Genomic DNA, 14,222 nt, shown 5'->3' on the forward strand with positions numbered 1-14,222 from the left:
GCACGAGCAACCTAACCCGACCACGCCTCCCACAGACGGGCGTACCGACCACCCGACGCCACCAGGTCGGCATGCGTGCCCTCTTCGACGATGTGGCCATGTTCCATGACGAGAACCCGATCGGCCGTTTCGGCCTGGCTGAGACGATGAGCGACGACGAGGGCACCGCGGCCTTCAAGTGCAGCACTGGCCGACTGTTCGAGGACATGGGCTCCGGCGGACCCGGCCTCGGCAGTCGCTTCATCGAGGATCGCGAAATCAGGATCGGCGAGCACCAGCCTCGCCAGCGCCAACGACTGCTCCTGGACCGGGCTCAGCCGTGTCCCTCCGTCGCCGACCTCGGTCTCGAGCCCGTCGGGCAGCTCGAACGCCCACGTCGCACCGACTGCCCGCAGAGCCGAGGCGATCTCGTCCTCCCCGGCGCCGGGCACCGGCAGGGCGACATTGTCACGCACGGTTCCGGCGAAGGTGTGGACTTCCTGCGCGACCATCGCGATGTGCGAGCGCAGCACCGGTTCGGGAAGCGTGTCGAAGGAGACGCGGAATTCGGATGTCTCACCTGCGCCGGGATCGCCGCCCGACACGACGAGTTCGGCTCGGCCCCGCGTCGGCACCGACAAGCCGGCGGCGGTCCGCGCCAGCGTCGACTTCCCGGCTCCGGTCGTGCCGACGACGGCGACGACCTCACCGGGTTCGATGCGCAGGCTCACTCCTCTGACCACCTGATGGGCCGAGGCGGGATCCTTGTCATAGGTGAACCAGAGGTCCTCGAGCACGAGTGTCGGGCCGGGTCGGACCGAAGAGCCCGAGGAGACACTGAGGCCGTCCGCGCCACCGGCAGCACGATCGACCCCGGCCTCCCGCCTCGGCGAGGATTCGGCTTCGATGATGACACCGACCATCCGGGTCAGGGACGCACCGGCGGACTGCACCTGGTCGAAGAGGCCGACGAGCGCCCCGATCGGGTTGAACAGACGGTGGAAGACGAGCGCCGCCGTCGTCACCGCACCCGCGGTCGACTCCCCGAACCACACGAGCGCGAAACCGGCGATGAGGATGAGGGAAAGCACGACCGCCTCGGCGCGGTTGTTCCGACTGAACGCCCGGGTGAGGAAGCGGAACACGCCGATCGACAGGTCCCGCGCCTCACCGGAGGCCGCATCGATGCGGCGCAGCTCCCCCGCCTCGGCGCGAAAGGCACGCAGCGTCCCCGCTCCGGTCAACCCGCCGAGGAGGCGCCCGGCTCGCCTGCCGAACGCGGCCCTCTGCTCCCGGTAGATGGGCTCCGACCTGGGCAGATACCAGCGCAGCGTGAGCCAGTACATCGGCAGCGCGATGAGCCCGACGATCCCCAGCCGCCAGTCGATGGCGGCCATGCCGACGGCCGAGACGATGACGACGAGAAGCGATTCGACGATGATCGGCAGCACCAGCGCGGCGGCCTCGCTGATCATCCGGGAGTCGTCGGCGACTCGGGAGACGAGGTCGCCGGTGCCCGTCCGTTCGACCTTCTGCGCCTCGAGGGACAGCGCCGAATCGACGACCTCGGTGCGCAGCTCGGCGACGACGGGCATCGCGATCCGGGCGAGCGCCCATGCCCCGATCCACGTCCCCAACGCCATGACCACACCGGCGATCGCCACCGCGATCGCACTCTGCCACACCACCTCGGCGCCGGCACCGCGGGGAAGCTCGTCGACGAGGCGACCGATCGCCCACGGTCCGACGAGTCCGGCCGCCGCATTCGCGGTCCCGGCGACGACGAGGAGGACGATCAACCAGCCGCGGGCACGCAGCAGCGGACCCAGGCGGGCAAAGGCCTCGCGTCTCGTCGCGATCGGCAGGGTGGTCGGGGTCGCGGTCGCGCTCATCGGGTCACCGCCGTCCGGTAGGCGTCAACGTCGAGCAGATCCGCGTGCGCGCCCACGCGGACACGGCCGGAGGCCGGGACGAAGACGACGGTGTCGGCGGCGGCGAGGAAGGCCGGGGAGCTCGTGAACAGGAGTGTCGCGGTCGTCTCGGACGAGCGGCGCAGGCGGGTCAGTCCCGCACAGATGCGCGCCTCGGTGACGGCATCGACCGCGGTCGTCGGTTCGTCGAGGACGAGCAGCTGCGGCCCCGCGTGGAGCGCGCGGGCCAGAGCGATGCGCTGGCGCTGACCGCCCGAGAGGTTGCCGCCGAGCTCGAGGATCCGATGGTCGAGCCCGTCCTCGACGAGGTCGAGGAGTTCGTCGGTGCCCGAGGCGGTGAGCACCTCGACATCGACCTCAGCGGCGCGCTCACCGGGGAGCATGGTGATGTTCGAGCGGATCGTCCCCTCGAACAGGTCGACCGCGTGCGGGGCGACGACGATGTCCTCGGTCGTGCGCCCCCGCGCGTGGGTCACCAGCGCGGTCACCAACGCGGACGCGTGCGCGTGGTCCTCGACGACGAGGCACGTGAACGTAGCGACCGGCGCGTTGAACGCACACGTCCCCTTCTCTCCCACCGTCCAGTTCCGCACCGTCAGACCGGCCTCGCCGAGGTGGACCTCGGGTTCCGCGGGACGCTGTAGTCCTGCAGGGCGCTGTGGGTGTCGGGGACTCTGTGGGCCTGCAGGACGCTGGGGGTCCGCAGGACGCTGTACGTCTGCGGGACCCAGTTGGCCTGTGGGATGGGCCGGATCGTCGGTCGGTGTGGGGCCGGTCGCCTTGGTGGAGGTAACGGCGTTGGGGTCGCGGTCGGCCGGGTCGACGTGGGCGGGGTCGCGGTCGGCGGCAGCATCGCCGGCGCGGTCGACCTGGGCGGCACCGGCGTGGTCGATGTGGGCGGCACCGGCGCGATTCGGTGGGGTGCCGTTCTGGTCGACGTGTTCGATGTCGGTGAGGAAGCGGGAGATCCGGGCTGCGGCGCCGTGAGACTGGGCGAAAAGGCCGACGATGTCGGCGAGCGCGCGCATGGGCTCGGTGAGGAAGGCCGTCATGCCGAGGATGCCGATGAGCGCCCCTATGCTCAGCTGGCCGTCGATGAGGCGCAGCCCGGCGACGACGAGGACGATCGCGAGGACGACGGACATGACAAGCGCGCCGAGGCCGGCCAGGCGTCCGGTGCGCTCACCGGTGGCGACACCCGCCTCGGCGGCGGCATCCGAGGTGGCGCGGTAGCGTTCGGCGGCCCACCGTTCGCCGCCGAGGGCCTTGATGACGCGCAGCCCGCTCATGAGGTCGGCGGCCGAGCGGCCGGCCTGCGCGACGGCCTCGAGCTGGGCACTCGCCTTCGCCGAGACTGACCGGCCGGGCAGCGAGACGATGGCCAAGCCGATCGGGACGGCGATGAGGACGACGAGGCCGGTGACGGGATCGGCGACGAGGAGGAAGACGGCTGCCGTGATCATCCCGAGGACCGCGGCGATGCCGCGACCGAGTTGCGAGAACGACTGCGCGGCGGTGTCGGCGTCGGCCGACGCGATCGAGAGGACCTCCCCCGAGGCGCGGTCGGCGGGCAGGTTCGCCGAGGTGAGCGCCGCGTGGGTGATCTCGACCCGCAGCGCATGCGCCTCATGCTCGCGGGCGGCGTTGCACCACCGCGCGCCGAAGCGGTAGCCGTAGCTGAGGACGGTGAAGAGGAGCAGGAGACCGGCGATGGAGACGCTGAGCATCGGGATCGAGCGCGGGATGATCGCGACGTCGACGACGATGCCGATGGCCACCGGTACGAGCGCCTCGCACACCTGCCACAGCGACATCGCGATGACCCCGGGAACGAGGAGGCGGAGACGGCGGCGGGCCGCGCGTCGCAGGAGCGCCGCGCCGGAGGAGGGAGTCAGCGGCACATAGGTTACCCTAACATCTTCTGTTACACCGCCTCGGCGGGCGGCTCACCGGCGGCAGGCTCATCTGCAGACCGCAGCCATCGCGCGCTCCTACCAGCTGATGACGTGGGGGACGCTCACCTGCTTGAGGCCCTCGAGGCCGAACTCGAGGCCGTAGCCGGACTTCTTCACGCCGCCGAAGGGGACGCGGGGGTCGACCGCGCCGTGTTTGTTGATCCACGTCGAGCCCGCTTCGAGGCGTGACGCGACCTTCTTGCACTCCTCAAGGTCGGTCCCCCACACCGAGGAGCCGAGGCCGACTTCGAGCTCGTTCGCCCAGACGATCGCCTGGTTGAGATCGGAGTACCTCACGATCGGGAGCACCGGACCGAACTGCTCCTCGGCGACGAGCGCATTGTCGTTGTCGATGTCAGCCACGAGCGTCGTCGGGTAGAAGTACCCGGGCTGATCCTCATCCGGATCCCCGCCGAGGAGGATCGTCGCCCCGCCGTCCTTCGCCGCCTGGACGAGGCCAGCGACGATGTCGTACTGCTGCCGGTTCTGCAGAGGCCCGAGGACGTTCTCCTCCTCCAGCCCCACACCCATCGGCATCTGCCCGGCGACCTCGACGAGCGCCTCGCAGACCTGGTCGTAGAGCGAATCGGGGACATAGAGGCGCTTCATCGCCGCACACGTCTGACCGGTGTTGATGAAGGCACCCCAGAACAGGTCGGCGGCGATCGCCTTGGGGTCGGCGTCCTCGAGGACAATGCCCGCATCGTTGCCGCCGAGCTCGAGGGTGAGCCTGGCCAGATTGTCGGCCGCCGCACGCATGATCGACTGGCCCGTCGCCGTCGAGCCGGTGAACATCACCTTGTCGACGCCGTCGTGGTCGGTCAGCGCCGCACCCACCTTCCCGTCACCGGGGACGACGGTGAGCACATCGGCAGGGAGCACCTCGTTGACGACGGCGACGAGGGCCTGGACCGACAGCGGCGTGTACTCGGAGGGCTTGAGGACGACGGTGTTGCCCATCTTCAGCGACGGTGCGAACTGCCAGACGGAGATCATCATCGGCCAGTTCCACGGCCCCACCGCCCCGACGACGCCGACCGGTGCGTAGTGGAGCTCCGCATGGGTGCCGTCCTCGTCGACGAGGACCTCGGGCTCGAGGGCGAAGGCGGCGTTCGCGCGCAGCCACGCCGCGCACGCACCGACCTCGAAGCGGGCGTTCGGTCCGTTGAGCGGTTTGCCCTGCTCACGGGAGAGCAGCTCGGCCAGCGCCTCGGCAGACGCCTCGATGGCATCGGCCGCCTTGTTGAGGAGGTCGTTGCGCTCCTCGACGGGACGCGAGGCCCACGCCGGCTGCGCGGCGGCAGCGGCGAGGACAGCGGCGTCGATGTCGGCAGGGCTGCCTTCGCGGGTGCGGCCGACGACCGCGCCGGTCGCCGGATCGAGGATCTCCCGCCCGGTCGGGTCGGTGACCGCGGCGAGCAGTCCGCCGAAGGTCGTGAGGTCAGCGGCCGGGCCGGAGGACTGGGAAGCGTCGGCCGGAGCAGTGGTCTCGTGGGTGGTCATGATTCTCCTTGATGTGGTGGCGGGTTGCCGCGGGTGACAGGTGGCGGGCTGCAGTGGCAGGCAGGTTGCGGTGGGAGGCGGGTTGTGGCGGCCGGCGGATTGCTGTGGGCGGCAAGTTGGGGTCAGGGGGTATGTCCTTCTCATCCCAGACTTCCACCGGAACCGATTCCTGCATAGAGGTGCGGGTCTCGGCGGCGCAGGGTGAGCGCCCACAGGGTGCCGGCGAGGCCGGGGACGAGGACGATCGCCGGCAGCAGCCACGAGAGCACGGTCGGCTCGCGCGCCCCGATGAGGACGTCGAAGTTGGCAACGATGGCGACGAAGAGGGCGAAGAGTCCGAGCGCGGCGATGCCGGGCGCGATGATCCGCGTCCACGTCGAGTACTCGTCCCTGCGGGTGCGGAGGAAGCCGATGACCGCGAGCGCCGTCAGTCCCATGAGGAGGACGAGTCCGAACGCCCCCATGTTCGTCAGCCACGTGAAGAGCGTGACGACGGGGAAGAGCGGATCCGTGCTCCCGATTCCGGCGATCGCGAAGACGAGGAGGACGACGAGGGCGAGTCCCGACTGCGTGAGCGAGCCGGCGACCGGCGCACCCGAGCGCCGCGAGGTACGGGCGAGGAAGGTCGGGAGCACCCGGTCCCGGCCGAGTGCGAAGAAGTACCGGGCGACGATGTTGTGGAAGGCGACGAGGGCCGCGAGCAGCGAGGTGAGGAAGAGGAGGTTCGCGAGGTCGACGAACCAGACCGGCGCATGGTCGGCGAGGAAGGCGAACATGAGGTCGGGACCGAGCTCCTGCGACTGCCCGATGACCTGAGAAGGCCCGACGCCGACGACCATCGCCCACGCCGAGAGCGCATAGAACCCGGCGATGAGGCTGACGGCGATGATCGTCGCCCGCCCCGCCGTCCGCGTCGGATCCGTGACCTCCTCGTTGTAGATCGCCCCCGATTCGAAGCCCATGAACGCCGCGATCGAGAAGGCGAGCGCCGCCCCGATCCCGGGAGCGAAGAGCTAATCGGGCAGCAGTCCGTCGGCGGTGACGCCCTCGGGGCTCTGGACGAGTCCGATGAGGTCGAAGACGATGACGACGAGGAACTCTGCGGTGACGATGGCCCCGAGGACCTTCGCGGAGAAGTCGACCCGGGCGATGCCCATGAGCCCGACGACCGCCCACGCGATGAGCGCGCACACCGCCCACGGCACCGTGAGCCCGAAGAGCGCATCGAGGATCGAGGAGAGGACGAAGCCGAACATCCCGACGATCCCGATCTGCATCGCGTTGTAGGCCACGAGCGCGGTGAGCGCGGCCCCGACGCCCGCCGGCTTCCCGAGCCCCTTCGCGATGTAGGCGAAGAACGCCCCCGCGTTGTGGACGTGCCTGCTCATCGCGGCATACCCGATCGCGAAGAGGATGAGGACGACGCCGAGGACGAGGAACGACAGCGGGATCCCGAGCAGCCCCGTGACCGCGAAGTTGCTCGGCACTCCCCCGGCGACGACGGTCAGCGGCGCCGAGGCGGCGATGATCATGAAGACGAGGGAGGCGGTCCCGATCCGTCGCCCTTCCAGGCTCGCCGAGGTGGGGGTCGTTTCCGTACGCTGCCCCATATCTGCGCTCATGTGATCCCCCTGACAGACGACGATGTCCCAGCCAGGATGCCCCAGGCCCGTCCCCGGCGTCTTGGCTTTGGGAGCAGATCCCTTGACCGTGAGCGCAGGGCTCAGCCGATGACTCAGTGCGCCGCAGCCCCGCCGAGCGCGGTCCGCCGGTAGAGCGCGGGTGGTTCGCCGACGACCCGGCGGAAGAGGCGGGAGAAGTGCGCGGGATCGCTCAGGCCCCACCTGGCCCCGATCGCGGCGACCGGCACATGCGCGAGCAGGGGGTCGGCGAGGTCGGTGCGGCACCGTTCGATCCGGCGTCGGCGGATCTCGCCGGCCACGCTCTGACCGCCCTCGAAGAGCTGGTGGAGGGCGCGGACCGACATGAAGTGCGCGGCCGCGATCGACCCCGGACTCAGCTGCGGATCGGCCAGGTGCGCGTCGATGTGGGCGATGACCTCAGCCCACAGTCGCGATCGCTCATCCGCTGCCTCGGCGCCGGTGTCGAGCTCATCGGCCATGACTGTCGTGAGCAGGTCGACGACGTTGCCGGCCAACCGCACCCCGACCGACCGGGTGAGCGTCGGCAGCATCGTCCCGGCCCGGGCGATGACCCCGGTGACGACCTCGCCGAGGTCGTGGTCGGCTCCGATCGGGGTCGCCGTGAGCTGGGCGACGGTGTCGGCGGGGAGGGTGACCCGGGCCTGCGGGAACATCATGACGTAGGAGGAGAAGTCCGCGTCGAAGCTGAGCGTGTACGGCCGGGAGGTGTCATAGATCGCGAGCGTGCCCGGCGCGAGCGCGACCTCGCGACCGTCCTGGATGAGGAGCCCGTGCCCGCTGAGCTGGAGGGACACCTTGTAGTAGTCACGGTCGCCGCGCCCGATGAGCTCCGGGGTGCGGAGCACCGCGTGCGGGTCGGCGGCGATGTGGGACATGACGACGGCATCGTAGTCGCGGGCGCTGATCCTGCCCGTGAAGCCGCCCCGGCGCTGGGGTTCGGTCTCGAGCGGGACGAAGGAGTCCGAGACGAGGCTGCGCCACTCGTCGAAGTCCGCGGCCGTGCCGTCCAGAAGCATCATCGCTCTCCTCAGCTCATTCGCCGACGTCGGTGTCGGCGCTCATCCCAGTCTGCATCCGGGAGATGAGGTAGTCGAGCTGGGCGCGCATCCCGGTGAAGTCGAACCCCTCCCCGCCGACGATCGCCGTCGTCTGCGCCCCGAGGAGGTAGGTGAGGAACGTGTCGGCTTCGGTCTCGACGATGACCTCGGCGCTGATCTGCCCGTCCGCCGCCGCCTCGGCCAGCCACCCGCGGATCCATCCGCGCCACCTCGCCATCGTCGCGCTCACCGCGCGGGCGTGGTCGGGGTCCTGGGCCACCTCGGCGAGGAAGGAGAGGACGACGCGGGCCTCGTCATGGAGGGCCGGCGTCGTGGGCACGACCTCGGCGGCGAATCCGCGCAGGGCGGCCATCCCCCGCAGCCCCTCGGTCGCCAGCGCCACCCGGGCGTTCGTCGCCTCGTAGACGTCGACATAGGTCGCGGCGAGGAGATCGGCCTTCGACCCGAAGTAGGACTTGACGACGCCGTTGGCGAAGCCGGCCTCGGCGGCGATGTCGCGCATCGTCGTGCCCGAAAGCCCCCGCCGGACGATGATCCGCGTCGTCGCCTCGACGAGGTCGCGACGGCGCTGGGCATAGTCGACGATCTTGGGCATCTGTCCTCCGCGGTCTTGACTTTATTCTCTACGCATGTAGATTTTAGCGTGATCCGGCTCACGCCGACAACAGAAGCGAAGGTGCCTCATGTCCGCTCACACCCCATCCCCGACGACGGACGTCCGCGCGACCGCGGATGTCCGCACGACCCCGTTCTCCCTGGCCACCGAGGCTGAGATCACGACCGTCACCGAGGTGCTCCGCGACGCCGGCCTCTTCCCCGCCTCGGCGCGCATGGCCTACCTCGGCCTCCTCGATCCCGTCCGTGGCGAGCCCCGGACGACGACGAACGTCGACCGCCGCTTCCGCACCTTCGTCCTCGACAAGACCGCCGGCACCGCCCGGGACATCGTCGTCTCCGCCACCCATGGCACCGTCGAATCCGTCACCGAGGTGGACTCGTCGCTCGCCGGCGAGTTCCCCGTCATGGAGGAGGAGTTCGCCGTCGTCGAGGAGGTCCTCGCCGCCGATCCCGCCTGGCAGGAGGCGATCGCGAAGCGGGAGATCCCGCTCGACGAGGTTCGCGTCGCCCCGCTTTCGGCCGGGGTCTTCGAGTACCCCGAGGAGAAGGGCCGGCGGATCCTCCGCGGCCTCGCCTTCCACCAGCAGCACGCGAGCGACAGCGCGTGGGCACACCCGATCGACGGCCTCGTCGCCTACGTCGACGTCACCCACCGCACCGTCGACCAGGTCATCGACCTAGGCGTCATGCCGGTGCCCGCCGAGCACGGCAACTACACCGATCCTGCGCTCACGGGCCCGCTGCGCACGAGCCAGAAGCCGATCGAGATCACCCAGCCCGAGGGCCCGAGCTTCACCGTCACCGACGGCAATCACATCGAGTGGGAGAAGTGGTCCTTCGACGTCGGCTTCGACATGCGCGAGGGCCTCATCCTCCACAACATCGCCTTCGCCGACGGTGACGAGACGAGGATGATCCTCGACCGGGCGGCGATCGCGGAGATGGTCGTCCCCTACGGCGACCCCTCCCCCGTGCGGTCGTGGCAGAACTACTTCGACACCGGCGAGTACCTCGTCGGACAGTGGGCGAACTCGCTCGAACTCGGATGCGACTGCCTCGGCGACATCACCTACCTCTCCCCGTGGGTCGTCAACAACCTCGGCGAGCCTCGGCAGATCCGCAACGGCATCTGCATGCACGAGGAGGACTCGGGCGTCCTCGCCAAGCACACCGACCTGTGGTCGGGGGTCGCCTACACCCGGCGCAACCGCCGCTTCGTCGTCTCGTTCTTCACGACGGTGGGCAACTACGACTACGGGTTCTACTGGTACCTCTACCTCGACGGGACGATCGAGTTCGAGGCGAAGGCGACGGGCATCGTCTTCACCTCGGCGCTGCCTGAGGGGTCGAGCGACTTCGCCTCGGAGATCGCGCCCGGCCTCGGTGCCCCCTTCCACCAGCACCTCTTCGGCGCCCGGCTCGACTTCGCCCTCGACGGCGGCGGCTGCCGCGTCGAGGAGGAGGACGTCGTCAGACTTCCCTTCTCGGAGGCGAACCCGCGCGGCAACGCCTTCACCCGCAGACGCACCCTGCTGCCCACCGAGCTCGCGGCCCAGCGCGACGCCGACCAGTCGGTCGCCCGGACCTGGGTGGTGTCGAACCCGGAGTCGATCAACCGCCTCGGCGAACCGGTGGCGTACAAACTCCACCCGACCGGGCTGCCGACCCTCCTCGCCGCCGCGGACTCCTCGGTCAACCGGCGGGCGACGTTCGCGTCGAAGGCGCTGTGGGTGAGCCAGTACGCCGTCGACGAGCGGTACCCGACCGGGGACTTCCCCAACCAGCACGCCGGCCACGGCGGTCTGCCGACGTGGACGCAGGCGGACCGCGACATCGACGGTGAGGACATCGTCGTCTGGCACACCTTCGGCCTCACGCACTTCCCGCGCATCGAGGACTGGCCGATCATGCCCGTCGACACCGTCGGATTCACGCTGCGGCCTGAGGGATTCTTCGACCGCTCGCCCGTCCTCGACGTTCCCGCGCCTGAGTCCGGAGGACACTGCTGTCAGGGGTGAGCGCTGTCTGGGGTGAGCGCTGTCTGGGGTGAGCGCTGTCTGGGGTGAGCACTCGTTAGGATGAGGCTCGACCCACCCGTTGCCTCACCGCGGAGGAGAAGCGTTGACCGACACGGACGGACGCCGCGGTTCGTCTGCGCGCATCATCGTCATCGCCCAGTGCTTCGGCACGTCGCTGTGGTTCAGCCCGAGCGGGGCGGCCGCGGGCCTTGCCGACTGGCTCGACGCCACCGCGGCGCAGTTCGGGTGGATCGTCGCCGCGACCCAGATCGGCTTCATCGTCGGCACCCTCGTGAGCGCGACGACCGGGCTCGCCGACCGCTTCCCGCCCGAGCGGATCTTCATCGTCTCGAGCCTGCTTGGGGCCGCGCTCAACCTCGCGTGGACGCTCTTCGCGCCGAACCTCGTGCTCGTGTGGCTCGCCCGGTTCGCCGTCGGAGTGTGTCTGGCCGGCGTCTACCCCATGGGCATGACAATGATCGTCAAGCGATCGCCTCAGCGCTCGGCGCAGGCGCTGAGCTGGCTCGTCGGGATGCTCGTGCTCGGCACGGCGATGCCGCAGCTGCTCGCGACCGTGGGCACCGCGCTGCCGTGGCAGTCGATCATGTGGGGATCGACGGGCCTCGCCGTCGTCGGGGCGGTGCTCATCGCGACGATCGCCGGAACCGGAACCCCCGCCGAGGCGACGGCTGCGTCCCCATCATCGAGCCGGCCCGCACGGGGCGCGGGGGCGGGCTCGGCTCTGCGTCGGCTCTTCGCCGACCGGAAGTACCGGGCGGCGGTGTTCGGCTACGTCGGGCACATGTGGGAGCTCTACGCGTTCTGGGCCGTCGTGCCCGTGCTGGCGCTGAGCGTTCTCGCGCGCAGCGCCGATGTCACCGGCATCGCGGCGGCGAGCTTCGTGGTCATCGCCGTCGGCACGCTCGGGTGCGTCCTCGGCGGAATGGCGAGCCGGCGCCTCGGCAGCGCCCGCGTCGCGGCCACCGCTCTCGCGGGGTCGGGGCTCATGTGCCTGCTCTTCCCGCTTCTGCCCGACGCACCGGTTCTCCTGCTCGTCGCCCTCGTCCTCTGGGGATTCTTCGTCGTCGCCGACTCCCCGCAGTTCTCCGAGCTCGCCTCACGGTTCGCTCCCGCCGATCTCACCGGCACCGGTCTCACGGCGATGAATGCGATCGGCTTCGCCGTCAGCGTCGGAAGCATCGTCCTCCTCCAGAGCGTGCTCACAGCCCTCGGCCCGATGGCCCTGTGGCTCCTCCTGCCCGGCCCCGTCCTCGGTCTCCTCGCGATGCGTCCGCTGCTGGTGCGTGCCCCTACTTGAGCAGCCGGTCCATCCGGCGGTCGCTCAGCCGCTTGCCGCCCGTCTGGCAGCCGGGGCAGTACTGGAGGGACTTGTCGGCGAAGGACACCTCGGCGATCGTCGTCCCGCACACCGGGCACGTCTCCCCCGCCCTCCCGTGGACGCGCAGGAGCTTCTTCTTCGCGGCCTTGACCTTCGACGGCGGCAGGGCGACCAGGGCATCCCGCGCTGAGGTGAGCACCGCGACCATCGCATCGTGGACGACCGCGGCATCGACCTTCTCGGCGGTGGCGAAGGGTGAGACCTTCGCGGTGTGGAGGATCTCGTCGGAGAACGCATTGCCGATCCCGGAGATGAGCGACTGGTCCTCGAGCACCGTCTTGATCCGCGACCGACTTCCCGCGAGCACCTCGGCGAACTCGTCGGCCGTCAGCTCGAGCGCATCGGGTCCGGCCTGCGCAATCGCCTCGACCTCGCTGAGGTCGCGGACGAGGGAGACCGACGCGTTCTTCTTCGTCCCCGCCTCGGTGAGGTCGAAACCGGCACCGGAGGCAAGGCCGACCCGCATCCCCAGCGGGCCCTTGCCCATCCGCACCGGCCCGGTCGGCACAGCATCGTGCCAGACCAGCCAGCCTGCACGGGCGAAGCGGCAGACGAGGAAGAGTCCCTCGAACTCGAGGATGAGGGCCTTGCCGACCCGCGTGACGCCGGTGATCTCGAGCCCGATGACCGCATCGAGCGGCGGGTCCGCGGTGCGCAGGAGCGCGAGCTCGGCGATGTCGACGTGCGCGATGAAGTCGCCGACCACACGGGGCCGGAGGAACTCGACGAGCGCTGAGACTTCGGGCAGTTCCGGCATACCCCCAGTATGGCCCGTGCTCAGCCGGGCGCAAGGAGTCCTGCCCGACGGATGAGCACCCAGATCCCGACGGCAGATCCTACGCAGACCGCTGCGACCGCGAAGGGTCCGACCTCGCCGAGGCGGCTGAGCGCAAGTCCCGCGACGACCGGCCCGAGTGCGGCACCGAGGTTGAGGGCGGCCGTCGCGAACGCTCCCCCGAGGTTCGGCGCGTGCCTCGCCTCGGAGACGATCCGGGCGATGAGAGTGCTGCCGAGAGCGAAGGAGAGGGCCCCGGCTACGGGGGTGAGCACCCAGAAGATCCCCACGCCGAGGTGGTCGCCCCCACCGCGTGCCCCTGGGCCGGCCCCTGCGACCACCACCGTGAGCGACGCCCAGACGAGCACGAGACAGGGACCGAGCAGACCGATGATCCGAGCCCAGTGCCGATCGGCGTACCGGCCGGCGACGGTGACCCCGACGAAGGCGCCGACGCCGAAGAGAGCGAGCAGGACGGGCACGGCGAGGGGCCGAAGACCGAGCCCCGCCTCGGCGATGACCGCGAGATACGTGAACGCACCGAATGTCGCCGCGTTGACGAGCACCGTCACCGCAATGACGCCGAGGACAGTGCGGGAGCGGAGGACGGCGAGTTCGGCGCGCAGCGGCGGCCGCTGTGCTCCACCGGCGCTGCCGCCTGCGCCCGTCGGCGCGGTGAGGACGGCGAGGAGGGCCGGCACGCAGAGGACTGCGATGGCCCACAGCGCCGCTCGCCACCCGAAGGATGCACCGAGGACCGCTCCCGCCGGCACTCCGGCGATGAGGGCCAGGGTCGTCCCGGCGAGGACGACGCCGACGGCTCTCGCCTGGCGGTGCGGTTCGACGATGCGGACGATGAGGGCGAGCGCGACGGCGAGGAAGCCGGCGTTGGCGACGGCCGCGACGACGCGGGTGAGGAGCAGGAGCGGGAAGGAGTCGGTGAGCGCTCCGACGATGTGGGCAGCGACGAAGACGATGAGGAACGAGGTCAGTGCCGTCCGCGCGGAGAACCGGCGGGCGAGGATCGCCATGGCCGGGGCACCGAGGACCATGCCGAGGGCGAACGCCGAGGTGAGCAGTCCCGCCTCAGTGAGCGTGATGCCGAGGTCGGCGGCGATATCGGTGAGCAGCCCGGCGAGGACGAATTCGGAGGTGCCCTGCGCGAAGACGGCAAGGGCAAGGAAATAGAGCAGAGCAGGCATGAGCCGGCCTTTCGGATGAGCAGTGAATGGATTCTTCCGAAGGGCACTGCCGATGCCGGGCCTGTGTGCGGCTGAGACGTGCGCGCTGAGGTCTATCGGGCTATCGGCGTGCCGACAGCC

Annotated in this window: 9 protein-coding genes and 1 pseudogene; 2 read left to right on the top strand and 8 right to left on the bottom strand. The window is 70.2% G+C overall.

The annotated features are described in order from the left end of the window. Positions 1-11: 11 nt before the first annotated feature. The 6 genes and pseudogenes from BC102111_RS09625 to BC102111_RS09655 all read right to left on the bottom strand — a co-directional run bounded on the left by BC102111_RS09625 (position 12) and on the right by BC102111_RS09655 (position 8,685). Positions 12-1,871 (bottom strand): ABC transporter ATP-binding protein, encoded by a 1,860-nt coding sequence (locus BC102111_RS09625; protein WP_009377673.1) that lies wholly within the window; start codon positions 1,869-1,871, stop codon positions 12-14. Next, a complete protein-coding gene (locus BC102111_RS18030) occupies positions 1,868-3,811 on the bottom strand; it encodes an ABC transporter transmembrane domain-containing protein (protein WP_009377672.1) in 1,944 nt (647 codons plus the stop codon). Before BC102111_RS18030 ends, BC102111_RS09625 begins: the two co-directional genes overlap by 4 nt. A gap of 90 nt (positions 3,812-3,901) precedes the next feature. Beyond that, positions 3,902-5,368 (bottom strand): aldehyde dehydrogenase family protein, encoded by a 1,467-nt coding sequence (locus BC102111_RS09640; protein ID WP_232252560.1) that lies wholly within the window; start codon positions 5,366-5,368, stop codon positions 3,902-3,904. Between the two features lie 140 nt (positions 5,369-5,508). Further along, positions 5,509-6,978: pseudogene (locus BC102111_RS18200) on the bottom strand (APC family permease). Between the two features lie 125 nt (positions 6,979-7,103). Continuing rightward, on the bottom strand, positions 7,104-8,051 hold the full coding sequence (locus tag BC102111_RS09650; protein ID WP_063250333.1) for an AraC-like ligand-binding domain-containing protein: 948 nt from the start codon (positions 8,049-8,051) through the stop codon (positions 7,104-7,106). Between the two features lie 13 nt (positions 8,052-8,064). Continuing rightward, positions 8,065-8,685, bottom strand: coding sequence for a TetR/AcrR family transcriptional regulator (locus BC102111_RS09655; RefSeq protein ID WP_063250332.1), 621 nt, complete (start codon positions 8,683-8,685; stop codon positions 8,065-8,067). Between the two features lie 88 nt (positions 8,686-8,773). Here BC102111_RS09655 and BC102111_RS09660 point away from each other — a divergent pair, with 88 nt between their 5' ends. Both BC102111_RS09660 and BC102111_RS09665 read left to right on the top strand, forming a co-directional pair. Continuing rightward, a complete protein-coding gene (locus BC102111_RS09660) occupies positions 8,774-10,726 on the top strand; it encodes a primary-amine oxidase (RefSeq protein ID WP_063250331.1) in 1,953 nt (650 codons plus the stop codon). A gap of 103 nt (positions 10,727-10,829) precedes the next feature. After that, positions 10,830-12,044: an MFS transporter gene (locus BC102111_RS09665; RefSeq protein ID WP_095376160.1), complete on the top strand. Its 1,215-nt coding sequence runs from the start codon at positions 10,830-10,832 to the stop codon at positions 12,042-12,044. On the opposite strand, the gene BC102111_RS09670 is transcribed toward BC102111_RS09665, so the two are convergent. Together BC102111_RS09670 and BC102111_RS09675 are read right to left on the bottom strand one after the other, a co-directional pair. Next, the gene (locus BC102111_RS09670) at positions 12,037-12,882 is read right to left on the bottom strand and encodes a DNA-formamidopyrimidine glycosylase family protein (RefSeq protein WP_063250329.1); all 846 of its coding nucleotides are present in this window, start codon (positions 12,880-12,882) and stop codon (positions 12,037-12,039) included. The genes BC102111_RS09665 and BC102111_RS09670 overlap by 8 nt on opposite strands. A gap of 20 nt (positions 12,883-12,902) precedes the next feature. Beyond that, positions 12,903-14,102, bottom strand: a complete 1,200-nt coding sequence (locus BC102111_RS09675; RefSeq protein WP_063250328.1) for a Cmx/CmrA family chloramphenicol efflux MFS transporter — start codon at positions 14,100-14,102, stop codon at positions 12,903-12,905. Positions 14,103-14,222 lie beyond the last annotated feature (120 nt).

The organism is Brevibacterium casei CIP 102111 (assembly GCF_900169275.1).
GTDB classification, from domain to species: domain Bacteria; phylum Actinomycetota; class Actinomycetes; order Actinomycetales; family Brevibacteriaceae; genus Brevibacterium; species Brevibacterium casei.